The following is a 22,166-nucleotide window of genomic DNA, read 5'->3' as shown; positions in this document are numbered from 1 at the left end:
CCGGATCGATGCTGAAGAAACTGGCCAGACTGTTCGTCATCAAGACCCGCTTCGAGGCGTTCGCGGTCATCTACGCGATCGCCGTCGGCGCGGTCAGCCGCGGCTATCAGTATATGGACCTCTATCCGGGGCCGATCGGCTACGCCTTCTTCGCCGCCTGCACCGGCGTCGTCTTCATCGCCGGCGCCAAGATCCTCGATGCGACCGCGGCCAGGCGCAAGCCGGGTGAGGAACGCCGCGGCCAGGATCGGCGCGCGCAGCCCTACCCCAATCATTAGTAAAATCCGCCAACTCGTGGCGCACACTTTTATCGCCTGACTGCGCTCGATCTATAAAATTTCCCTGATTTCCGCCACTCTGGCGGTTTGGCACGCCTCTTGTAATCTTGGGTTCATCTCCGCCGATACGCGGCGAGATAGAAGAAACCAAGGTTCAGGAGACCACCAATGTTCGACCGCGACAAAGTCCAGCGCACGACCGCTGCCATCGTAGCGGCCCTTATTTTCAGCAGCGTTTCGGTAAGCGCGGCCGTCGGCCCCGCCCGTTCGCTGGAAACCGCTCCGGCGCAGGTCGCGCAGGTTCAGGACGCGGACCGGGCCAATGCCTGAAGCCGCGCTTGATCTCGCCACCGAGCGTGAGCTGGAGCGCATCGTCGTCGGTCGGGAGGAACTCACCCCTATTCCGCCCCGGCCGACACCCCGCGTCCATATTCGCCCGCGGTCCCAGAGCGGCCGGCGGTCGGCGATCTTCTCCAGAACCCGCGATATCGTCGCCGCCAACATGACTGACCTTCTCGACGCGGCGGAGGACCCGGCGAAGATGATCCGGCTGATCATCGTCGAGATGGAGGAGACGCTGATCGACATCCGAGCCTCTACCGCCCGGACGATGGCTGACCAGAAGGAAATGCGCCGGCAGGTGGGTCGCCTGGAAACGCTCCAGGCGAGCTGGACCGAGAAGGCCGAGCTGGCGCTCTCGAAGGACCGCGAGGACCTTGCCAAGGCCGCCCTCGCCGAGAAGCAGAAGGCCGCCGACATGGCCGGGCACCTCGAAGGCGAGATCGCGCTGCTCGACAACGCGCTCAGCGCCTCCGACCTCGATATCGCCAAGCTCGAAGCCAGGCTGCGCGAGGCCCGTGCTCGCCAGAGCGCCATCGTCGCCCGGCTGCAAAGCGCCCACCACCGCGCCCGGATGCGCGAGATGACGACCGGCGTGCGGATCGACGAAGCCTTCGCCCGCTTCGCGGCGCTTGAGCGCCGGGTCGACATGGCCGAGGGCCATGCCGACGCGATCGCCCTCGGCGCACCGGCAAAAACGCTTGAGGAAGAACTGGCCGAGCTTCGGACCGCCGAAAGGGTCCAGGCCGAGCTCCAATCCATGAAGGCCGCCCGCGCCGAGGCTCGGGCTTGAGACATCAGGGCAGGAAGGGACTTAGACATGCGCAAGAAATTTCATCTCGACCGGCGGAACGGCATGCTGATGGGCGTCTGCGCCGGCATCTCCAACTATACCGGCTGGGACGCGACCTGGGTGCGGGTCGGCGCGGTGCTGGTGACCCTCGTCGGTTTGTTTCCATGGACGCTTATCGCCTATGGCGTCGCCGCCTGGGCCGCCAAGCCGGCGCCCTATGACTATCTCGGCTCGGAAACGCGGATGCCCAAGACATCCACCCACGAACTGCGCGGCAGCATGCGCGACATCGACCGCCGCATGGCCGAGGTCGAGCAATATGTCACAGACAACAACAGCCGCCTCGCGCGCGAAATCGAAGAACTGCGCTGAGGCGAGGACGATAGAGAGGAGGGAGGTGTAAGATGACCGAACCGCTGATCATGATCGCCGTGGCGAGCTTCGGATTGCTCGGCCTGTCGATCGCCGTCCTGGCCGCTCTCAAGGGTTGGCAGGGCTGGCTGGACCTGAAGCGGATGGAGCTGGTCGGCAACCGCCCGTCCGAGGCGCGGTCCCCCGCCTTCGAGCGGATCGAAATGGCTGACCTCAAGGAACGCATCCGCAAGCTCGAATCCATCGCCTCCGGCGTGGACTTGTAAGGCGAGGGGGAGTGCGCGTCGGCCGCCACTCCCCACCCGTCACCCCGAACTTGTTTCAGGGCCCATATTTCCACCCCCGCTGCGGTTCGTCCCTGGATGCTGAAACAAGTTCAGTATGACAATCGAGCGGTGATCAGTCGCCCAGATTCACCCGCGTCGTTACCCGCCTGGATCCCGAAATCTTCCACACATCCCCGAAATCCTCGTGCACGAGCGGCTCCGGCCGTTCGCCGCCCAAGGCCGCCACGATATCCGGCACCGTATTGCTATGCCCGACGATCAGCACCGGCGGCGGCTCCTTCATCACTTCGGTGATCAGCCCGGCCGTGTCGCGCGGGTCGTAGAGCCTCGGCGTGATGCCGAGCTTCGCGGCCAGTGGCGCCGCCGTTTGTCGGGCGCGCTTGGTCGTGCTGACGAAGATCGTCGCCGGCGGCTCCTCGGTGAAGAAATCCGCCAGCAGCCGCGCATGTCGCTGTCCCTCCTCCGTCAGGCCCGGATCGGCCGCGCCCTCCGGCGTGTGGAGGTGGCGCATCACATAGTAGGTCGAGGGCGGCTGATAGGGCGCCATATAGGCGCACGCCCCCAAGACCAGGATCAGCGCGGCGGCGAGGAAAGCGCGGGCAAGGGTCATCGTCGGGGCTCCTATTGCGGACGCTACTCGTCGCCCAAATCCCGCCTCGGGGCAACCGCTCGTCAAGGGGTGCATCGGCTGGAAGAATCGACTAGGAGCGAGCCCATCAGGCTCGTGGGTCCGCCTTCCGGTCCCGCGCTCAAGATGGATTTCAGCGCGCGTTGCCGGGGTTTAGCGGCGCGCGCGGCGACAAGGACTGGGTTGAGAATGAGCAGAGACAAGGAGCGCCGCAACCGGCCGGCGCTCGCCCTTCATGTTCCCGAGCCCGCCGCGCGGCCCGGCGACGCAGTCGATTTCAGCCATATCGCCATTCCCGCCGCCGGCGCCGCCCCGCGCCCCGACGTCTCCGCCCAGCCGGGCGACATCCGTGACCTCGCCTACAGCCTCGTCCGCGTGCTCGACGAGGAGGGAAGGGCGGTCGGCCCCTGGGACCCGCGCCTCGACCCTGACACGCTGCGCCGGATGCTGCGCGACATGATGATGGTCCGCGTGTTCGACGACCGCATGTATCGCGCGCAGCGGCAGGGCAAGACCAGCTTCTACATGAAATGCACCGGGGAAGAGGCCATCGCCGTCGCCGGCACCCACGCGCTCGACCGTGAGGACATGACCTTCCCGACCTACCGCCAGCAGGGCATTCTCATCGCCCGCGACTATCCGCTGGTCGAGATGATGTGCCAGGTCTATTCCAACCGCGGCGACCCCCTGAAGGGCCGCCAGCTTCCCATCATGTATTCCACCAGGGAATACGGCTTCTTCTCCATCTCCGGGAACCTCGGCACGCAATATCCGCAGGCCGTGGGCTGGGCGATGGGCTCAGCGATCACGGGCGATAGCCGCATTGCCGTCGGCTATATCGGCGACGGCGCCACCGCCGAGGGCGATTTCCACAATGCCGTCACCTTCGCCGGCGTCTATCGTGCGCCCGTCATCCTCAACATCGTCAACAACCAGTGGGCGATCTCGACCTTCTCCGGTATCGCCGGCGCCGAGCTCACCACCTTCGCCGCCCGCGCCATCGGCTACGGCATTCCGGGCCTTCGCGTCGACGGCAACGACGCGCTCGCCGTCTACGCCGCCACCCGCTGGGCCGCCGACCGCGCCCGCTCGAACCTGGGTCCGACCCTGATCGAATTCTTCACCTACCGCGTCGAGGGCCATTCCACGTCCGACGACCCTTCCGTCTACCGCCCCCAGAATGCTGGCGCCCAGTGGCCGCTAGGCGACCCCGTCGAGCGCCTCAAGCAGCACCTGATCGGCCTCGGCGAATGGGACGAGGAACGCCACGCCGCGCAGCAGGAGGCGCTGAGCACCGAAGTCCGCGCCGCTCAGAAAGAGGCGGAGAAGCTCGGCACCCTCCAGTCCGATCCCTATTCCGACATCGGCTCGATGTTCGAGGACGTGTACGAAGACCTCCCGTGGCACCTCGCCGAGCAGCGCGACCAGGCGCTCGCCGAGAAGGAGGCGAAGCGCTGATGAAACCCATGAACATGATCGAGGCGATCAACTCCGCCCACGACGTGATGATGGAGTGCGACCCCGACACCGTCGTGATGGGCGAGGATGTCGGTTATTTCGGCGGCGTCTTCCGCGCCACCGCCGGCCTTCAGAAGAAATATGGCAAGGCCCGCGTCTTCGACACGCCCATCGCCGAGGGCGGCATCGTCGGCACCGCCATCGGCATGGCGACCTACGGCCTTCGCCCCGTCGCGGAGATCCAGTTCGCCGACTACATCTACCCCGGCTTCGATCAGATCGTCTCCGAAGCCGCCCGCATCCGTTACCGCACGGCCGGCGAATGGACGGTGCCGCTCACCATCCGCACCCCCTATGGCGGCGGCATCTTCGGCGGCCAGACCCACAGCCAGTCGCCCGAAGCCCTTTTCGCCCATGTCGCGGGCCTGAAGGTCGTCATCCCGTCCAACCCATACGACGCCAAGGGTCTCCTCATCGCCTCGATCGAGGACAACGACCCGGTCGTCTTCTTCGAGCCCAAGCGCATCTACAACGGCCCGTTCGACGGCTATTACGAGCGCCCGGTGACGCCCTGGGCCAAGCACCCCAAGGCCCAGGTGCCGGAGGAACATTACACCGTGCCGCTCGGCAAGGCCGAAATCGTCCGCGAAGGCGAGGCGGTGACCATCCTCGCCTACGGCACGATGGTCCACGTCGCCCTCGCCACCGCTGAGGCTGAGGGCATAGACGCCGAAGTCATCGACCTTCGCACCATCGTCCCGGTCGACATCGAGACCATCGAAGCCTCGGTGAAGAAGACCGGTCGCTGCGTCGTCGTGCACGAGGCGACCCGCACCGCCGGCTTCGGCGCCGAGCTTTCCGCCCTCGTCCAGGAACGCTGCTTCTACCATCTCGAAGCCCCGGTCGCTCGCGTCACCGGCTTCGACACCCCCTATCCGCACTCGATGGAGTGGACCTATTTCCCCGGCCCCGTCCGCTTGGGAATGGCGCTCAAGAAGACTTTGGAGGACTGACCGGCCATGGCGCGCTACGAATTCAAGCTGCCCGACATCGGCGAAGGCATTGCCGAGGCCGAGATCGTCCAATGGCACGTCAAGGTCGGCGACACGGTCGAGGAGGACCAGCAGCTCGCCGACATGATGACCGACAAGGCCACGGTCGAGATGGAATCCCCTGTAGCGGGCAAGGTCGTGGAAGTGGCCGGCGAAGTCGGCGACCAGATCGCCATCGGCTCGGTCCTCGTCGTTTTCGAGACGAGCGCCGAAGCGGCCGAAGCCGCCGCCGAAACCGAAGAGACCGTCGCCAGCGCCGACGTCGAAGACCGTCGCAGCGACGATCGCCGCGCGGGAGAAGACCGACGCGCCGAAGACCGCGGCGAAGCGGATCGCCGCCAGGGCGATAGACGCGCTGAACCTCCCCTCCCGCAGGCGGGAGGGGATGAGCCGCGCAGCGGCGAGAGGGGAGGGGCTGTCGCCTCCACCACAAGCCCTCCCCCAGCCCCTCCCGCAAGCGGGAGGGGAGTGCTGGCCTCCCCCGCCGTCCGCCAGCGCGCGCGCGACCTCGGCATCGACCTCGGCCAAGTCCAAACCACCTGCGATCGCATCCGCCACGCCGACCTCGATTCCTACCTCCTCTACAAGGGCGGCGCCGTCCCCCGCCCTGGCGCGGCCGCCCGCCGCCAGGACGAGCAGATCAAGGTCGTCGGCCTCCGCCGCAAGATCGCCGAGAATATGCAGGCGGCCAAGCGCCACATCCCGCACTTCACCTATGTCGACGAGGTGGACGTGACCGCGCTGGAGCAGACCCGCGCGATGATGAACGCGGACCGGGGCTCCAATCCCAAGCTCACGCTTCTGCCCTTCCTCATCACCGGCATGTGCCGGACCTTGCCCGATTTTCCGATGCTGAACGCCCGCTATGACGACGAGGCCAACGTCATCCACCGCTCGGGCGCGGTCCACATGGGCATGGCGACGCAGACCGACAACGGCTTGTCGGTGGCCGTCATCCGCGACGCGCAGGATCGCTCCGTCTGGGACTTGGCCAAGGAGATCGCACGCCTCGCCGAAGCCACCCGCGCCGGCAAGGCTTCGCGAGAGGAGTTGTCCGGCTCCACCATCACCATCTCCAGCCTCGGCCCGATGGGCGGCCTCGTCTCCACCCCGGTCATCAACCGCCCGGAAGTTGCGATCATCGCGGTCAACAAGGTCAAGGAAATGCCGGTCGTCGTCGACGGCGACCTCGAAATCCGCAAGATGATGAACCTGTCCCTCTCCTGCGACCACCGCGTCGTCGACGGCTGGGACGCGGCGAGCTTCATCCAGGAGCTGAGGAAGCTGCTTGAGAACCCGCTCAGGCTCCTCTCCCTCTAATCGCGAGCGGGCAGGTTCATTCCAGGCCCAGGAGCCACCGATCCAGGGGAACGGCCCGGACGGTGGCGCCGGGCAATGTGCGGTTGAGCTCTGCGCGGTGGGACATGATCCAGTGCAGGCAGCTGAGCTTGCTCCCGAACGGGCTGAACGCGTCGCGACTGGCGCAAAGCGTCTCGCGGTCCACCATGAAGCGAGCGCCTCTGCGGCAACCCGGAGCGCCGGCCCATTCCCGCTGGGGCGAAACGACCGCCGGCACCCAGTAGGTCCGGGTCGTGTCCAGACGGTCGACTTCGCACCGGTTCATCGGCCAGCCCTCACGGAACCCGATCCGGCGCCGCGGCGTCGAGCCGCCGCGTCGGTGGAGGCCATCCTATCCCGTTACGGGCCGCCAGGCCATCAGGCTCGCGCAAGATCGAAGCGGTCGGCATTCATCACCTTGCTCCAGGCCGCCACGAAGTCGCGCACGAACTTCTCGCCCGCATCTTGGGCCGCATAGACTTCGGAGATCGCCCTGAGTTGCGCGTTGGAGCCGAAGACGAGGTCGGTGCGCGTCGCGGTCCACTTCTCCTCGTCGGTCTTACGGCACGTGCCGACGAAGACTTCGTCGCCGCGATCGTCCACCTCCTTCCACGCCGTGCCCATGTCGAGCAGGTTGCGGAAGAAGTCGTTGGTGAGCTGCCCGGGCCGATCGGTCAGGACGCCATGCGTCGAGCCGCGATGGTTGGCGCCGAGGACGCGCAGGCCGCCGACCAGCACCGTCATCTCCGGCGCGCTGAAGCCCAACAGCTGCGATCGATCGACCAGCAGCTCTTCGGTGGGGACGCTGAAGCGGACCGACAGATAGTTGCGGAAGCCGTCGGCCTTCGGCTCCAGGGGCTCGAAGCTGTCGACGTCGGTCTGCTCCTGAGTGGCGTCCCCCCGCCCCGGCGCGAACGGCACCTTCACGTCGTGGCCGGCATCCTTCGCTGCCTTCTCGACGCCGACGCAGCCGCCGAGCACGATCAGATCGGCGATGCTGACCTTGCCGCCGAAATCGGCCTGGATGCCCTCATAGACCTTGAGCGCCTTGGAAAGCTCGGCGGGCTCGTTGACTTCCCAGTCCTTTTGCGGCGCGAGACGGATGCGCGCGCCGTTGGCGCCGCCGCGCTTGTCGGAGCCGCGGAAGGTCGAGGCCGAGGCCCAGGCGGTCTTGATCAGCTGGCTGACGCTGAGGCCTGAAGCGGCGATCTTGTCCTTGAGGCTCGCGACGTCCGCCTCGCTGAGCGTCTGGCCGGCGGGGATCGGGTCCTGCCAGATCAGATCCTCGTCCGGCACTTCGGGGCCGAGGTAGCGGACCTTGGGCCCCATGTCGCGATGGGTGAGCTTGAACCACGCCCGCGCGAAGGCGTCGGCGAACGCGTCCGGATCGGCGCGGAAGCGCTCCGCGATCTCGCGATATTTGGGATCCATCTTGAAGGCCATGTCGGCGGTGGTCATCATCGTCGGTAGGCGGCGGTCGGGGCTGTGCGCGCCCGGCGCCAGATCCTCCGGCTTCTGGTCGACCGGCTGCCACTGCTGAGCGCCGGCCGGGCTCCTCACCAGCTCGTAATCGTAGTCGAGCAGCATGTGGAAATAGCTCATGTCCCACGTGCGGGGCGTTGGCGTCCACGCGCCTTCGAGGCCGCTGGTGATCGTGTGGTCGCCGACGCCGCTCTCGTGGCCGCTCTGCCAGCCGAGGCCCTGCTGGGCGATGTCGGCGCCTTCCGGTTCAGCGCCGACCTTCGACGCGTCGCCCGCGCCGTGGCACTTGCCGAAGGTGTGGCCGCCGGCGGTGAGCGCGAGGGTCTCCTCGTCGTTCATCGCCATGCGGGCGAAGGTTTCGCGGATGTCGCGAGCCGACTGCAGCGGATCGGGATTGCCGCCCGGGCCCTCGGGATTGACGTAGATGAGGCCCATCTGGATCGCCGCCAGCGGGCTTTCGAGCGCCATTTGCTTCTCGGGCTGGATCCGCGTTTCGTTGCGTTCATGCCCAACCCAGAATTCCTCGGTGCCCCAATAGACATCCTTCTCGGGCTCGAAAATGTCGTCGCGGCCGCCGCCGAAGCCGAAGATCGGGCCGCCCATTGACTCGATGGCGACGTTGCCGGCCAGGATCAGCAGGTCCGCCCAGGAGAGCTTGCGGCCATATTTCTGCTTGATCGGCCAGAGCAGCCGGCGCGCCTTGTCGAGATTGGCGTTGTCCGGCCAGGAGTTTAGCGGGGCGAAGCGCTGGTTGCCCGACGAGGCGCCGCCGCGCCCGTCGCCGGTGCGATAGGTACCGGCGCTGTGCCAGGCCATGCGGATGAAGAAGGGGCCGTAATGGCCATAGTCGGCCGGCCACCACGGCTGGCTGTCGGTCATCAGCGCGGTCAGGTCGCGCTTCAGCGTCTGATAGTCGATCGATTCGAATTCCCTGGCATAGTCGAAGTCGTCGCCCATCGGGTTGCTGTGGAGGCCGTGCTGGTGGAGGATGTCCAGCGAGAGCTGGTTCGGCCACCAGTCGCGATTGGTCCGCCCCAGCAGGGATCTCAGCGCGGCCGGCTCTTTCCTCGGATCGCTCAGCGGGTCGCTTGTCTTTGCGTCCATGATTTTTGTCCTCTCCTCGCAAAAATTTTGCTCAGGCTAGGCCCGGCGCCGCGTGCGCGGAAACGACTTAACTTGGTCAGTAAGAACTGGAAAATCGATCAAGCCGCCATCGGGCCGATTCTTTAAGCAACCGCCCCGAAATCGCGATCATCGCCGTAAACGTCGCATCATCTGACGCGGATCTGCTCGTTCTGATCGCCGTCGGAGCTGTATCTCACATGCGTCAAATAGACCTTGCCGCCGCCCTTGCGGCACGCCGTCCTGAATTCCGCGTCGACCTCGCCCTGACTGTGCAGAGCGGTAGCGCCCGTGGCGAACAATGTGTCGCGTCCATTGATGTTGATGGTGACGGGGGCGAGGCCAAACCCTTGCTCGCGCGATTGTCGGAACAGCAAGTCGAGCTCATCCTGGGACGCGTCTTGAACGACGAAATTATAGACCGCACGCAAGCCTGCGCTGCCGAAATCCTCGATCAGGGGCGCCTTCGATCGGGGCAGGCCTCCGTGAATTGAACCGGTCCAGCTGTCGATGCCTCCCAGCGCAGCGCGCGTGCAACAAGACCTGCGCAAGGCAATGGTCAGCCAGAGCGTGGGATTTTGAAGTTTCATGGCGGCTAGGATGCCTGGCTCAATTTAGGATTTTCCTACACATGCCTGTTCGCGTTACGTTCGCGAATCATGGACGTGCCGCCCTTCCTTCGCTCCCGCCCTGTTCCCGTCCGGGCCCGGCATGATGGCTGGACTCCTGTCGTGCAGCCGCGCTTCATCCTTCTCCTCGCGCGTGGAGCGGGGACGGACGAAGCGGCGCGGCGAGTCGGGAAAAGGCGCCAGACCGCCTACGCGCTCCGCAAGAAAGCCGGGGCGGAGGCGTTCGCCGCCGCGTGGGACGAGGCGCTCGAATTCGCGCGCCTCACGCGCGAAGCCGCCGCCGCGCCCGCTGATGCGATGCGGCCTCGAAACCATGCTCACGCCGCGCTTCTATCGTGGTCGTCTGGTCGGCTTCGTCCAGCGGGAGGATCATGGAGCCGCGCTGCGTGTCCTGGGCCAGCTCGATCGGGCCTTGGAGCGGATGGAAGCGCGGAGCCCGCTCCGGCCGCCGACGCGCGAAAGCTGACAAAGCTGACGGGAATCGGCCTTGAACACTTTCACATCGTCAGCTTCGATCGCTCACGTGGGCAGGCATTGGGCTTTCTTCGGGAAGGCGCTAAGGGCCGAGCCATGCTGAAAAAGACCTCCGCTCCCGACCTCGACGCCCTTCGCCTGCTGGACGATCGCCTGCGCTGGCTGTCGTCCTGGACGATCCACAATGCCAACCACATCCGCGAGAGCACGGACGGCCTCAAGGTCGGCGGGCATCAGGCGTCTTGCGCCTCGATGACGGCGATCATGGCGGCGCTCTATTTCCATGCGCTGGGGCCGAACGACAAGGTAGCGGTGAAGCCGCATGCCGGGCCGGTGCTGCACGCCATCCACTATCTGATGGGCAGCCAGAGCCGCGAGCAGCTTCAGGCGTTTCGCGGCTTTCAGGGGATGCAGAGCTATCCGAGCCGGACCAAGGACCGGATTCCGGTCGATTTCTCCACCGGCTCGGTCGGGCTTGGCGTCGCCGTCACCGCCTTCGCCAGCCTGGTGCAGGACTATCTTATCGCCCACGGCTTGATGCAGCCGGACGAGGCGGGCCGCATGGTCGCGCTGATGGGCGATGCGGAGCTGGACGAGGGCAATATCTACGAATGCCTGATCGAGGCCTACAAGCACGACATCCGCAATTGCTGGTGGATCGTCGACTATAACCGCCAGTCGCTGGACGCGACGACGGCCGAGCGCATGTTCCGCCGCTTCGACGAGATTTTCGCGACCTGCGGCTGGCGCGTCGTGACCTTGAAATATGGCAAGCAGCTTGAGGCCGCTTTCAAGGAGAAGGGCGGAGACGCTCTCAAGGCCTGGATCGACGACTGCGGCAATGCCGATTATGCGGCGCTCACCTATCTCGGCGGAGCGGCCTGGCGCGAGCGGCTCTTGAAAGAGGCTTCGGCGACGAAGCCGATCCTCGACGCTCACGACGATGAAGCTCTCCACCGGCTCATGACCAATCTCGGCGGCCACGACATGGAGGCGCTGGTCGAGGCGTTCGACGCCGCCCAGGACGATGTGCCGACCCTCTTCATCGCCTACACGATCAAGGGACAGGGCCTCCCCTTCGCCGGCCACAAGGACAATCATGCGGGCTTGATGAACCCTGGCCAGATCGCCGCGCTGCGCGAGAAGATGGGCATCGCCGAAGGCGAGGAGTGGGAGCCCTATGCCGGTCTTGGCGGCAACAGCGCCGAGGCCGCGAAGTCGCTGGTCGAGGGAAGCCGTATCGCCAGGGCCAAGCGCGAGCGACCGTGGAACGTGGCGGAGGTGCCCGCCATCGTCCCGCCGTCGGGCGAGGAACAGTCGACCCAGGCCGCGTTCGGCAAGATCCTGCTCGATCTATCCCGCGCCGGGGGCGACTTGGCCGACCGCATCGTCACCACCTCGCCCGACGTCACCGTCTCGACCAATCTCGGCGCCTGGGTGAACCAGCGCGGCCTGTTCCGCCGACAGGAACTGGCGGATGTCTTCGCCGCCGCGAAAATCCCCTCTGCCCAGAAATGGGGCGGATCGGAGGCGGGGCAGCATATCGAGCTCGGCATCGCCGAGAACAACCTCTTCCTCATGCTCGCCGCCCTCGGTCTCGCCGGCGACCTGTTCGGCGAGCGGCTGTTCCCGATCGGCACCGTCTACGACCCCTTCATAGCCCGCGGCCTCGATGCGCTGAACTACGCCTGCTACCAGGACGCCCGCTTCATGCTGGTCGCGACCCCCTCGGGCGTGACCCTGGGGCCTGAAGGCGGGGCCCATCAGTCGATCAACCCGCCGCTGATCGCGCTCGGCCAGCCCGGCCTTCGCCACTACGAACCCGCCTTCGTCGATGAGCTTGCCTTGCTGATGGAGGAAGGCTTCCGCCTGATGCAGCGCGAGAATGGCGAGAGCGTCTATCTCCGTCTCACCACCCGCACGATCCGGCAGATCGAGCGCGCCGACGACAGTTGGAAGGAAGGCGCCATCCAGGGCGGCTACTGGCTCCGCGATCCCGCGCCCGGCGCCGAGGCGGTGCTCGTCTATTCGGGCGCCATCGCCCCCGAAGCCCTCGCCGCCTGGGAAGCGCTGAAGGACGACATGCCCGGCCTCGGCCTCCTCGCCGTCACTTCCCCCGACCTCCTCCATCGCGGCTGGAGCGCCCGGCGCAGCGGCCGCTGGGCGGGAAAGGGGACCGAGCCCAGCCACATCGAAAAGCTCCTCGCCCCGCTCTCTCGCGACGCCGGCCTCGTCACCCTGCTCGACGGCGCCCCCGCCGCTTTGTCATGGCTCGGCGGCGTCGCCGGCCGCAAGGTCAGCCCTCTCGGTCTCGACCGCTTCGGCCAGACCGGCAACCTCGAAGACCTCTACCGCCATTACCGCCTCGACGTGGACGCCATCGTCGAGGCCGCCGCCGAGCTGTTTCTTGACTAGTGTCAGTCTCCGTGCTCCTCCGTCGGCAGCTTCGTATGCGTGCCAAGCGCCTCGCGGACGTAGAGACGCTTCACCATCACGAACGCCACCACCGTCAAAGGCGCGGCGAGGAGGATGCCGGCCATGCCGAACAGGAGGCCGCCGGAGACGAGCGCGAAGATGAGCAGGGCCGGCGGCAGGCTGACCGCGCGCTGCTGGACCATGGGCTCGATGAGGTTGCCCTCGATCTGCTGGACGAGAAGGTAAAGCCCCGCCGTCCACAGCGCCGCCTCCGGGCTGAGCGCGAGGGCCAGCAGGATGGCGGGGACCGAGGCGATGATGGGGCCAAGGAAGGGCACGAACTCCAGGATCGCCGATAGGAGGCCCAGCGCAAGCGCCGCCGGAACGCCGATCAGCCAGAGGCCGATCCAGGTGAGGATGCCGACCAACGTCATCGACACCAGCCGGCCAAGCAGCCACAGTCTCAAAGCCCGGCCGCTGTCGTCGAACGTCTGCGCCGCCAGTGGTCGCCCGCGCTCGGGCACCAGCTTTATAACGCCGGTGCGATAAAGCTTCGGCTGCGCGGCGAGATAGACACCGCCGACCAGCACCAGCAGCAGGTCGGCGAGGCCGCCGCCGATCGAAACCACGATGCCGCCGACGCGCGAGAGCACACCGTCGCTCGAGCCGAGGCTCTGCACCCATTGGCGCAGCGGCTCGGCGAGGCCGAGTGGCTCCAGCCGGTCCTGCAGGTCTTGCCAGGCGGCGGGAATGGCTTCCCTCAGCGCGCTCGCCTGGCCGATCACTTCGGTGCCGAACAGCCAGACGGCGGTGCCGAACAGCGCGAGGACGAGGGCCAGTGCGATCAGCAGCGCCAGGATGTGCGGCAGACGAAGCCGATCGGCGATCGGCCGGGCGATGGTGCCGAGCACGACCGCCACCAGCACCGCGCCGAAGAGGAGGATAAGGAGCCCGCGCAACCGCCACAGCAGCAGCGCGACGACGATGATCGAAAGCGCGATCAGCAGCCGTTCGATGAAGCGCCGATGTCCCCCATCGCGGCCGCGGTCCCGGCCCGCCTCGCTTGCGGCCGGTTCGGCGGGAACAATCGCGTCGGTACGGCGCTCTTCAACGGACATCATTGTGCCCCTGTAATGGAGACAAGAACATGATCGGCAAGATTATCGGCGCGGCTGTCGGCAGGAGATTGGGCAGGCGCCGTGGCGACGGCGTCAAGGGCGCGATGATCGGTGCGCTGGCGCCAGTAGTCGCCCGCCGAGCCTTCGGCCCGCTCGGCTTCGCGCTGATGGGGGGCTATGCCGCCAAGAAATATTATGAAGGCCGCAAGGCGCGGAAGGACCGCGTCCGCTACTGAGGCGAACCGGTCTCTCATTCGAGCGTCCACAGCGCCGCGATGAGGGCGGATGTGCCGATCACCATGCCCCAACTGACGAACTCGATGTTGAGGCGAGGCGCCGTCTTGACCTCATGGACCTTCAGCCGCTCCAGCACCTGGCAGGCGCGGCGTTCGCTGGAAATGAACACGAAGATCCCGATGAGGAGGAAGCCCGTCGCGATCGCCTTGGGCGCCCACACACCGGCTCCATCTGGCGGAAAAGGGCGGAAAAACCGAGGCCGATGGCGATGGTGGCGAGGCCGGTCCGCACCCAGCCGGCGAAGGTCCGCTCGTTGGCGAGCACCGTCCGGTCCTCGGCCATGTCGGTCCGGCTTACGGCCAGCCGTTCCCGTTTGTCGCGCTCCATCGCCTGCTCCTCTCGCGGCCATGAACGCGGCAAAACCGATACGGTGCCGAAAGAGTGCCGTCAGACGGCGAACGGCGGCTCGCCTTCCTCTTCGGTGGGCGCGGGCGGGGGAGGAGCGATAATTGGGATCTCGACCGGTCCGGACGGAGCCTCCTCATCTTCGCCGGCGGGCGGCTGGGCGGTGATGGTGACCGTGTCGGGCGTGATCTCGACGCCCATCTCGATACCGCCCACATCCGCCGGCGGGATGATGAGGGTCGGGCCCTCGAACGTGGGGCTCGTTGACTCCTCGCGACGGGGCTGTCGTTGTGGCTGAGGCCGCCGCGCGGGCGGGACGTCGATGGCGCGCGACATGAAGTCGCGCCAGATGCGCGCCGGAAGGCCGCCGCCATGGACGTTCCCCTTGAGCGGGCTGTTGTCGTCATTGCCGACCCAGACGCCGGTCACCAGATCGCCCGCGAAGCCGATGAAGATGGCGTCGCGATTGTCCTGCGTCGTCCCGGTCTTGCCGAACGTCTCGACCCTCAGCGCCGCCGCGCGGCCGGTGCCCTCATTGGCGGCGGACCAGAGAAGATCGAGCAGCATCGGCCAGGTCGAGCGTCCGTTGAACTGCCTGATCCTCGCCCGCAGCGATTCGAACCATCCCTGCTCGGCGGCCGGAAGACCATGCGGTCGTACAGGATAATTGCCGTTGGCGACCGCGGCATAGGCGGCGACCAACTCGATAAGCTTGGTGCCCGATGTGCCGAGCGCGAGGCTGGGTGTCGGCTTCAACTCGGTGGAGATGCCGAGATCGCGCGCGGCCTCAATGACGTTCTGGCGGCCGACCATCTCCTGCAGCCGCACAGCCGAGACATTGCTCGACTTGGCGAAGGCCTCGCGAAGCGTGATGAGGCCGCGATAGGTGCCGTCGCTATTTTCCGGCGCCCATCCATTGATGGTGACCGGCTCGTCGAGGATCATCGATTCCGGCGTCATTCCGGCCCGAAGCGCGGCCAGATAGACAAACAGCTTGAAGGAGGAGCCGGGCTGGCGGACGGCCTGGGTGGCGCGGTTAAACGGGCTCTTGCCGTAATTCTTGCCGCCGATCATGGCGACGACCCGCCCGTCCGGCCGCATCGCCACGAGGGCGACCTGAGCCCCGTTGAGATTGGCGCGGCGGATGGCGTTCACCGCCTGGCGCTGCAGATCGTCGTCGAGCGTGGTCTCGATCGTCTGCTCGCCATAGCCCCATTCGACCGCCTGGCGCGCCTCGGGAAAGACCCAGTCGGCGAAATAGCTGCCCTTGGGCAGATCCTTGGCCGGGCCGAGATCGAGCGTGACGCGCGGCACGTCCGCCGCCTCCGCTTCGGACAGCAAGCCGGCCTTGACCATCGCGCCCAGCACTACTTGGGTCCGCGCCCTTGCGCCTTCCATGTTGCTCGTCGGATTGAGGCGGGACGGCGCCTTCATCAATCCGGCCAGCATCGCCGCCTGGCCGACGGTCAGCTCTTCGGGCGGCCGGTCGAAATAATGGTAGGATGCCGCGCGCAGGCCATAGACGTTGTCGCCGAAATAGACGCTGGACAGATAGCGGGAGAGTATCTCCTCCTTGCTGAGCCACGCCTCAAGCCAGACGGCGATCAGCGCCTCGCTGAGCTTGCGGGTCGCGGTCTGGTCGGAGCTGAGGAAAGCCAGCTTGGCGAGCTGCTGGGTGATGGTGCTGCCGCCCTCGACGACCCCTCCCGCCATGGCGTTGCGCGCGGCAGCACGGAGGATGCCCCAGGGATCGATGCCGCTGTGGTTGTAGAAGCGCCGGTCCTCGATGGCGAGGAAGGCATTCTCCACATGATCGGGAAGCGCCTTGACCGTTACTGGCTCGTCGGTGATCGCCCCGCGCCGCGCGATCGGAGTGCCGTCGGCCGACAGCAAAGTGAGGGCGGGCGCGGTGATCGGCTGGAGCGACTTGGAAAGCGGCGCGGTGACGGCGAGGTAGGCGAAGAGCAGCAGGAAGACCGCGAGCACGCCGCCGGCGATCCGCCAGCGGCGGCGCGAGGGCGACGTCGGCGTCTCCGGAGGAACCGCCGGCGCGAGGCCCGCGTCGGCCTCGACCGGCTGCGGCGCGGGGCGATGGTCGAACAGCATCAGGCGCGTTCCATCGGAAACGGACGGCGTGGGCTAGGACGCATGGACGGATCCTTGCACTATCCCGTCCGAACGGCGGCTGAATGCTTTGGTTGCGCGAACAGGCGCTCCGGCCGGACCGTTTCCGGCAGGACGCCGAGGTCCGTCAGACCCTGGGGCCAATCTCCACCGGTCGCCAGAAGTTCGACGATCTCCGCCATGGCGGGCGCCGTCTGGAGGCCATAGCCGCCCTGACCGGCCAGCCAGAAAAAACCGGGAGCGTCCGGCGCGAACCCGGCGGTCGGCACCCGGTCGGCGACGAAGGAACGCAGCCCCGCCCAGCGATGTGCGATGCGCGAGACGCTGAGCGTCGTGTAGTGCTGCAGCCGGTCGGCGGCGAAGGCGATGTCATACTCCTCGGGCTGTGCGTCGCGGGGATCGTCGGGCACCTCGTCGACGGGCGAGGCGAGTATCTGCCCCGCTTCCGGCAGCATGTAGAAGTCGCTGGCGGCGGTATGGACGAACGGCCAGTCGCGCACGTCCGTCCCGGCCGGCGGGTCGACGACGATGATCGTGCGGCGCTTCGGCTCCAGCCCGATCGGCGCGACGCCCGCCATCGCCGCGATCTTGTCCACCCAGGCGCCGGCGGCGTTGACGAGCACGGGCGCCGTCCAGCTCTCGCCCGTTTCCGACCGGACATGCCAGTCCTGCCCTCGCCTTTGGATGGAAGCGACCCGGCGGCCCTGCAGGAGCTCGCCATCGGCGGCACGAAGCGCCCTTGCGAAGGATTGGAGCAGCGCATCGGAATCGAGCTTGAGGCCGCTGGTGTCCAGGATGCCCCGAACCGCGCCGCCCGGGCCCGTCTTGAGGGCAGGGCAGAGCGCTTTCATCTCTGCATCGCTCACCCATTCGATGGCGTCGGTAAACACCGCCATGCCCTGATAGAGCGCTTCCAGGCTGGGCAGCATCTCCTCGGTGCCGAGGTAGAGCGAGGGCATGACCCGGCAGAGCGGCGTCGGGCAGAAACCTTCCGGCTGCTGCTCATAGAAGGCGCGACTGTAGGCGGTCAGACCGCGCACGGCCGCGTCGCCGATGCCGTAATGGCTGAAGGAGACGCTGCGGCCGGAGGAATGATAGCCGAGCGCCTCTTCGGCCTCGATCACCACGACACGTCCATGTCGCGTCAGCCGGGCGGCCGCGGAAAGTCCCGCCACGCCGCCGCCTATCACCAGGAAATCCACTGTCGTCATGGCGGTCACCTATAAGGATGGCCGCCGCGCATCGCCAGAGCGCGCAATCAGGAGATTGCTCGATCGAAACCGCGCTGCAGGTCTGCGAAGATGTCCTCCGGTTCCTCGAGCCCGATCGACAGCCGCAGCAGATTCGGACGGATGCCCGCCGCCGCTTGCGCCTCGGGCGGCATGCCGCGATGGGTCATGGTGGACGGCTTGCAGATCAATGTCGCGAAGCCGCCGAGGGAGGAGGCTAGGGTGATCAGCTCCAACCCGGAGAGAAAGGCGGCGACGAGACCGTCGCCGCCTTTCACCCGGAAGCTGATCATGAAGCCGGGACCGTCCTGCTGGCGCGCGGCCAGGTCATAGCCCGGATGGACAGGGAGTCCGGGATAGTGAATGCCATCCACCTGGTCGTGTTCGGCCAGCCACTCGGCGACCGCTCGGGCGCTCGCCTCCTGCCGGTCGACGCGCAGCGGCAGGGTGCGGAGGCCTCTCAAGGTTTGCCAGGCATCGTGAGCGGAAGCCGCGAGGCCGGCGGCATTCGCCCACCATTGCAGCTTCTCGACCAGCTCCGGATCACCGGCGAGCAGCGTTCCGCCGAACAGATCGCCATGGCCGTTCAGCGCCTTGGTGGTGGAGTGCATGACCAGATCACAGCCGAGCGCCAGCGGCCGCTGGCGGCAGGGAGTGGGGAGGGTGTTGTCGGCGATGACCAACGCGCCCGCCGTTTTCGCGCGCGCCGCGCGGTCGGCGATGTCGGTGATGCGCAGCAGGGGGTTGCTGGGCGTCTCGATCCAGATGAGCGACGGATGGTCGGCCATCGCCCGGTCGAACGCCTCATCGTCCAGCATGTCGATGAAGGCGGATCTCAACCGACCCTGATCTTCGAAGCCCTTGATCAGCCGGTAGGTGCCGCCATAGCAATCGTGCGGGGCGACCACGAGCGCTCCCGCCGGCAGCAGTAGCAACGCAAGCAGCGCCGCCGACTGGCCGCTATTGGTGATGACTCCGCCCGCCGCGCCCTCCAGCTCCGCCAGCGCCGCCACCAGCATGTCGCGGTTCGGATTGACCGTGCGCGAATAATCATAATCCGGCTTAGTGTCGGAATCGGGCCAGCGAAAGGTATCGGAGGTGAAGAGCGGCGGGGCCAGGCCGCCATAAGCGGGATCGGCAGCCACACCCGCCGAGGCGACGACGGTCGAGGGCTTTCGGGGGCCGGTCACTGCCCGCCCTCCAGAAATGGCCGCACAATATCCGCCATTCGCGCCGCATCCTTCAGGAACATGTCATGGCCGTAGAGGGAGGGCAGGATACGAAGCGCGGCGGGCCCCGCCAGGGCGGCGGCGAGTGCCTCCATCTGGGAAGGCGGCACGAGCTGATCCGATTCCGCGCCGATCAACAGGGCCGGCGTTGTGATCGCCGCCGGATCGATCCGGTGGCGGTCTATTGAAGCCGAAAGGCTGAGGAAGCGGCCCGGCGACATCACCGCCTGAAAGGCTTCGCCGCGCGCCCGGAGATAATCGCCCGGCTCGGTGCGCCCCAAGGGCTCCTCGCCGCCGAGGCCGCCCGCGAAACGCCGTTCGAACTCCTCGCTCGTCCGGTAGCTCAGCATCGCCATGCCGCGCGCGATCGACAGTGCCTCGGCGGCCGCGCCCTCGGCGATCCCCAGCGCGACGACCCGGCGCTGGAGCTCGCGGAGCGCGGTGGCGGCCGGATGCGCTGACGCCCCCGCCGAGATCACGACGATCCGCTTCACCCGCGCCGGAAAATGCTGGCCGAGGCTGAGAGCCACCATTCCCCCATAGGAAGCGCCCACGACGGCATGGGCCTGGTCCACGCCGCTCCGGTCGAGCACCTTGCAAATCACCGCCGCCTGATCCTCGCAGGAGGGGGCGGCCCCACCGCACTTGTCGGCGATGAAATCGATACCCAGCACGCGATGCCGGCGTGGGTCGACGGCGCCTTCGTCACCGACCATGCCGGGCCACCAGCCCCCGGCACCACAGACGAACCGACTGGCCGATATGCCGCCGAGCACGATCACGACTGGTCCGTCCGCCGGACCCGTCACCGTCGCACGTGTCGATCGGCCGAAGCGGCTCAGCTCGGCCGGAAGGACGAGCTCGAACTCATCCACGACAGTCTCCCCAGCCAGCGGCCTGAGCGGCTCGGCATTCACGACGCAAGCCTCACCGAAGCGTTTTTGGCCAGAGCGTGCTCGCGGCTGATCTCGTCGAGGTCGGCGGCGATCGCCTCGGCTGTGGCCGGGCCGCCCGCGCCGCGTCCGATGCAGCGGAAGACGGCGCCTTCGGCCAAGGTCACGACGGCGCAATTCCATTCGTCGGCGGGAGCGCCGAGCCCTGGAAGCTCGTTCAGCCGCCGGATTCGCACGCTGGCTTCGATGCCGTTCTCGTGCTGCCGCAGATGCGCCAATTGAACCCACCTTTCGCCGCTCGCTACGATGCGGGCGATCGTCTTTTCATCCAGTCTTTCAGTCGCGACGTCCAGCGTTTCGGGCCTGGTGCCGAACGCGTGATGGGCGACGATCCGCAGCTTGGCGGCCGCGTCGGCTCCGCTCAGATCGGCTTCGCAATCCTCCTCGGCGAAGCCGGCGGCGCGCGCCTGCTGGAGTGCCTCATCGGCGGGAACACCGACGGCAAGTCGATCGAGGATGAAATTGATCGTCCCGTTGACGATACACAGGACCTGGTCCACCCGCCCCTGCCCGGCGGCGCGCGACACGGTTTCCAGCACCGGTGCGCTTCCGCCCACGGCCGCCGAGTAGAGCAGCCGCGCGCCTCCGGCCGCCGCCTTGGCAAGGCGACCATGATGGCCGGCGATGACGCGCTTGCTGGCGCTGACGACATGCACGCCCCGCGACAACAAGGTGCCGCAGAGCGCGGCGCCCGTCCCGTCGCAGGAGAGGGCATCGACCAGGATATCGAATTTCGTTTCCACGAACGCGCCGAGGTCGCTGGTGAGCGGCGCGCGGGGCGGCACGGCGCGCTCCCGCTCCGGATGGCGGACGAGGATCGCGGCGATCTCGAACCGCGGATCGTGACAGAGCCGCGCCGCGAGCGCCTGGCCGACGACGCCATAGCCGGCGAGGCCGATCCTGAGGCGCGCGGTCGGCAACGGCGGACTGGGCTCCGACGTGAGCGAGCCGACCAGTGTCGGCTGATTGCTGCCGATCGCCTCGATCTCTATCGGGAGCACCCTGGTCGCCGCGTAGTCCACCGCCTTGGGCTGGATCAGCGGCCGCGCCACTTCGAGCGCGTCCTCCCAGCTCACCTCGGCAAAGCGTCTGGCGCCGGGACATCGCGCCGGGTCGCTTTCGTAGACGCCGTCCACATCCTTGTAGAGCCGCACGCATTCGGCGCCGAGCTCGCCGGCGAGGAACACCGCCGAGAAATCGGAGCCGCCGCGGCCGAACAGGCTACGCTGGCCGTCCTCGCCCGTGCCGACGAAGCCCGGCACGATGACGAGGCCGGTCGCGGCGAGCTTGGCCTCGAGATGAATGGGGTCGAGGCGCGACGGATGCCCGTCGAGGGCGCCGCCCACCGTCTCGAGGCCCAGCTCCTCGGGTCTGCAGATTTCCGCCGGGAGGCCGATCCGGTCGCAGGCGAGTCGCAGCAGCGCCGCGGTCCGCTCCTCGCCAAGCGACACCAGGTCGGGAACACACCGGCACGAGACCGTGCCCGCCACCGCCGCAGCCTCGGCGAAGAGGCGATCCGTCTCCCCGGACAGGGCCGAGACGACGGCGACGATGCGCCGGCCGAGCCGCCGCTGCCGGTAGAGCTCGCCGGCGACCCTTGGCAGATCCTCGATCGTGCGAAGGACCGAGCTGCCGAACTTCAGCACGTAAAGCGAACTGGTCGCAGCCGCGTCACGGCCGGGAGCGGGCGACGAGGGTCGCAGAGCGGGCTGGAAACCTGGGAGAACCGACAGCGTCATCCTACTTCCTTCACAAATCCGAAGGACGATGCTGCTCGTTACCCGCTTCGTTGCCGGTCCGGCCGCATCGTCCCCCGAGGGAGACCGCCACCTTGCCCGGGAAGGCAGGTTGGCGTGGGCCAAGCCGGCCCACTCTTGATGCATGTTCGAGTTTCGCGCCTGAACGCGAAGCTCATCGACGCCCATACGGATTCTACGGCAACTTGCAAGCCCGCTTAAGCCGGATGGGAGCGATGGAAGGTGGCGCGCCCGACATGAATATGATGGGCACTCAGATCATTGGGAAATTTCAGTCGGGATTGACCGCTGACGTCCACAATGGGTGGTGGGTTCAACGGGTGGTCGCAACACGCTGTGCGAACATTTCAGCGGGTGTTTGATACATCAAGGTTTTTCTGGGTCGTTCGTTGAGCTGGCGAGCGACGGCGCTGAGCTTGGCCTGGCTGTGGAGGGATAGATCGGTTC

24 protein-coding genes, 1 pseudogene and 1 riboswitch are annotated in these 22,166 nt (G+C 67.1%); of the genes and pseudogenes, 11 read left to right on the top strand and 14 right to left on the bottom strand.

Annotation, left to right across the window (positions count from 1 at the left end; all coding sequences use genetic code 11):
- Nucleotides 1–8 precede the first annotated feature (8 nt).
- The 5 genes from VIR62_RS09365 (at nucleotide 9) to VIR62_RS09345 (ending at nucleotide 2,048) form a co-directional block, all read left to right on the top strand.
- A complete protein-coding gene (locus tag VIR62_RS09365) occupies nucleotides 9–278 on the top strand; it encodes a hypothetical protein (protein ID WP_431870666.1) in 270 nt (89 codons plus the stop codon).
- Nucleotides 279–446: 168 nt separating this feature from the next.
- Entirely contained in the window at nucleotides 447–608 is a 162-nt protein-coding gene (locus tag VIR62_RS09360; RefSeq protein WP_431870664.1) for a hypothetical protein, read from the top strand.
- Nucleotides 601–1,410, top strand: coding sequence for a phage shock protein PspA (gene pspA / locus VIR62_RS09355; RefSeq protein ID WP_431870662.1), 810 nt, complete (start codon nucleotides 601–603; stop codon nucleotides 1,408–1,410). The genes VIR62_RS09360 and pspA overlap by 8 nt, the downstream gene beginning before the upstream one ends.
- 27 nt (nucleotides 1,411–1,437) lie before the next feature.
- Nucleotides 1,438–1,782: a PspC domain-containing protein gene (locus VIR62_RS09350; RefSeq protein ID WP_431870660.1), complete on the top strand. Its 345-nt coding sequence runs from the start codon at nucleotides 1,438–1,440 to the stop codon at nucleotides 1,780–1,782.
- Between the two features lie 32 nt (nucleotides 1,783–1,814).
- Nucleotides 1,815–2,048, top strand: a complete 234-nt coding sequence (locus VIR62_RS09345) for a hypothetical protein (RefSeq protein WP_431870658.1) — start codon at nucleotides 1,815–1,817, stop codon at nucleotides 2,046–2,048.
- A 133-nt stretch (nucleotides 2,049–2,181) separates the two neighbouring features.
- On the opposite strand, the gene VIR62_RS09340 is transcribed toward VIR62_RS09345, so the two are convergent.
- A complete protein-coding gene (locus tag VIR62_RS09340; RefSeq protein ID WP_431870657.1) occupies nucleotides 2,182–2,679 on the bottom strand; it encodes a SixA phosphatase family protein in 498 nt (165 codons plus the stop codon).
- Between the two features lie 207 nt (nucleotides 2,680–2,886).
- Between VIR62_RS09340 and VIR62_RS09335 the strand changes: the two genes are divergently transcribed.
- From VIR62_RS09335 to VIR62_RS09325, 3 genes are read left to right on the top strand one after another with little or no spacing between them, the layout of a single operon-like run.
- Nucleotides 2,887–4,155: a thiamine pyrophosphate-dependent enzyme gene (locus VIR62_RS09335; protein WP_431870655.1), complete on the top strand. Its 1,269-nt coding sequence runs from the start codon at nucleotides 2,887–2,889 to the stop codon at nucleotides 4,153–4,155.
- An 8-nt stretch (nucleotides 4,156–4,163) separates the two neighbouring features.
- Nucleotides 4,164–5,168, top strand: coding sequence for an alpha-ketoacid dehydrogenase subunit beta (locus VIR62_RS09330; protein ID WP_431870677.1), 1,005 nt, complete (start codon nucleotides 4,164–4,166; stop codon nucleotides 5,166–5,168).
- A 6-nt stretch (nucleotides 5,169–5,174) separates the two neighbouring features.
- Nucleotides 5,175–6,527 (top strand): dihydrolipoamide acetyltransferase family protein, encoded by a 1,353-nt coding sequence (locus tag VIR62_RS09325; RefSeq protein ID WP_431870653.1) that lies wholly within the window; start codon nucleotides 5,175–5,177, stop codon nucleotides 6,525–6,527.
- A gap of 16 nt (nucleotides 6,528–6,543) precedes the next feature.
- Here VIR62_RS09325 and VIR62_RS09320 read toward each other — a convergent pair whose 3' ends face one another.
- The 4 genes from VIR62_RS09320 to VIR62_RS09305 all read right to left on the bottom strand — a co-directional run bounded on the left by VIR62_RS09320 (nucleotide 6,544) and on the right by VIR62_RS09305 (nucleotide 10,099).
- Nucleotides 6,544–6,831, bottom strand: a complete 288-nt coding sequence (locus tag VIR62_RS09320) for a hypothetical protein (protein WP_431870652.1) — start codon at nucleotides 6,829–6,831, stop codon at nucleotides 6,544–6,546.
- Between the two features lie 92 nt (nucleotides 6,832–6,923).
- Nucleotides 6,924–9,131, bottom strand: coding sequence for a catalase/peroxidase HPI (gene katG / locus VIR62_RS09315; protein ID WP_431870650.1), 2,208 nt, complete (start codon nucleotides 9,129–9,131; stop codon nucleotides 6,924–6,926).
- Nucleotides 9,132–9,298: 167 nt separating this feature from the next.
- Nucleotides 9,299–9,739 (bottom strand): hypothetical protein, encoded by a 441-nt coding sequence (locus tag VIR62_RS09310; RefSeq protein ID WP_431870648.1) that lies wholly within the window; start codon nucleotides 9,737–9,739, stop codon nucleotides 9,299–9,301.
- A 54-nt stretch (nucleotides 9,740–9,793) separates the two neighbouring features.
- On the bottom strand, nucleotides 9,794–10,099 hold the full coding sequence (locus tag VIR62_RS09305; protein WP_431870647.1) for a hypothetical protein: 306 nt from the start codon (nucleotides 10,097–10,099) through the stop codon (nucleotides 9,794–9,796).
- On the opposite strand from VIR62_RS09305, the gene VIR62_RS09300 reads away from it, so the two are divergent.
- Together VIR62_RS09300 and VIR62_RS09295 are read left to right on the top strand one after the other, a co-directional pair.
- Nucleotides 10,092–10,244, top strand: coding sequence for a hypothetical protein (locus VIR62_RS09300; RefSeq protein WP_431870646.1), 153 nt, complete (start codon nucleotides 10,092–10,094; stop codon nucleotides 10,242–10,244). The two genes, VIR62_RS09305 and VIR62_RS09300, sit on opposite strands and share 8 nt — an antisense overlap.
- Before the next feature lie 104 nt (nucleotides 10,245–10,348).
- Nucleotides 10,349–12,667, top strand: coding sequence for a transketolase (locus tag VIR62_RS09295; RefSeq protein WP_431870644.1), 2,319 nt, complete (start codon nucleotides 10,349–10,351; stop codon nucleotides 12,665–12,667).
- A gap of 2 nt (nucleotides 12,668–12,669) precedes the next feature.
- Here the strand turns inward: VIR62_RS09295 and VIR62_RS09290 are convergent, their stop codons facing one another.
- Nucleotides 12,670–13,785 carry an AI-2E family transporter gene (locus tag VIR62_RS09290; protein ID WP_431870642.1) on the bottom strand — a complete coding sequence of 372 codons (1,116 nt, stop codon included), beginning with the start codon at nucleotides 13,783–13,785 and terminating at the stop codon, nucleotides 12,670–12,672.
- Nucleotides 13,786–13,814: 29 nt separating this feature from the next.
- Between VIR62_RS09290 and VIR62_RS09285 the strand changes: the two genes are divergently transcribed.
- Nucleotides 13,815–14,021, top strand: coding sequence for a hypothetical protein (locus VIR62_RS09285; protein WP_431870641.1), 207 nt, complete (start codon nucleotides 13,815–13,817; stop codon nucleotides 14,019–14,021).
- 14 nt (nucleotides 14,022–14,035) lie between these two features.
- Here the strand turns inward: VIR62_RS09285 and VIR62_RS09280 are convergent, their stop codons facing one another.
- The 8 genes and pseudogenes from VIR62_RS09280 to VIR62_RS09245 all read right to left on the bottom strand — a co-directional run.
- Nucleotides 14,036–14,242, bottom strand: coding sequence for a hypothetical protein (locus tag VIR62_RS09280; RefSeq protein ID WP_431870679.1), 207 nt, complete (start codon nucleotides 14,240–14,242; stop codon nucleotides 14,036–14,038).
- A complete protein-coding gene (locus VIR62_RS09275; RefSeq protein ID WP_431870675.1) occupies nucleotides 14,143–14,364 on the bottom strand; it encodes a DUF202 domain-containing protein in 222 nt (73 codons plus the stop codon). The genes VIR62_RS09280 and VIR62_RS09275 overlap by 100 nt, the downstream gene beginning before the upstream one ends.
- A gap of 105 nt (nucleotides 14,365–14,469) precedes the next feature.
- Nucleotides 14,470–16,533 (bottom strand): transglycosylase domain-containing protein, encoded by a 2,064-nt coding sequence (locus VIR62_RS09270; RefSeq protein WP_431870640.1) that lies wholly within the window; start codon nucleotides 16,531–16,533, stop codon nucleotides 14,470–14,472.
- A 59-nt stretch (nucleotides 16,534–16,592) separates the two neighbouring features.
- A complete protein-coding gene (locus VIR62_RS09265; protein ID WP_431870638.1) occupies nucleotides 16,593–17,762 on the bottom strand; it encodes an NAD(P)/FAD-dependent oxidoreductase in 1,170 nt (389 codons plus the stop codon).
- A 47-nt stretch (nucleotides 17,763–17,809) separates the two neighbouring features.
- Complete coding sequence (locus VIR62_RS09260) at nucleotides 17,810–18,970, bottom strand: PLP-dependent transferase (RefSeq protein WP_431870637.1); 1,161 nt, start codon at nucleotides 18,968–18,970, stop codon at nucleotides 17,810–17,812.
- On the bottom strand, nucleotides 18,967–19,884 hold the full coding sequence (gene metX / locus VIR62_RS09255) for a homoserine O-succinyltransferase MetX (protein ID WP_431870635.1): 918 nt from the start codon (nucleotides 19,882–19,884) through the stop codon (nucleotides 18,967–18,969). The genes VIR62_RS09260 and metX overlap by 4 nt, the downstream gene beginning before the upstream one ends.
- A 38-nt stretch (nucleotides 19,885–19,922) precedes the next feature.
- Nucleotides 19,923–21,701, bottom strand: a complete 1,779-nt coding sequence (locus VIR62_RS09250; RefSeq protein WP_431870633.1) for a hypothetical protein — start codon at nucleotides 21,699–21,701, stop codon at nucleotides 19,923–19,925.
- Nucleotides 21,702–21,737: 36 nt separating this feature from the next.
- A riboswitch (SAM-I-IV-variant riboswitch) is annotated at nucleotides 21,738–21,848 on the bottom strand.
- A 184-nt stretch (nucleotides 21,849–22,032) separates the two neighbouring features.
- Nucleotides 22,033–22,166: pseudogene (locus VIR62_RS09245) on the bottom strand (IS30 family transposase); the annotation flags it as partial.

Source organism: Allosphingosinicella sp. (genome assembly GCF_036570505.1).
Taxonomy (GTDB): Bacteria; Pseudomonadota; Alphaproteobacteria; order Sphingomonadales; family Sphingomonadaceae; genus Allosphingosinicella.
Note: the sequence above shows the minus strand (reverse complement) of the source record. Positions and strands in the feature narration are given on the sequence as shown.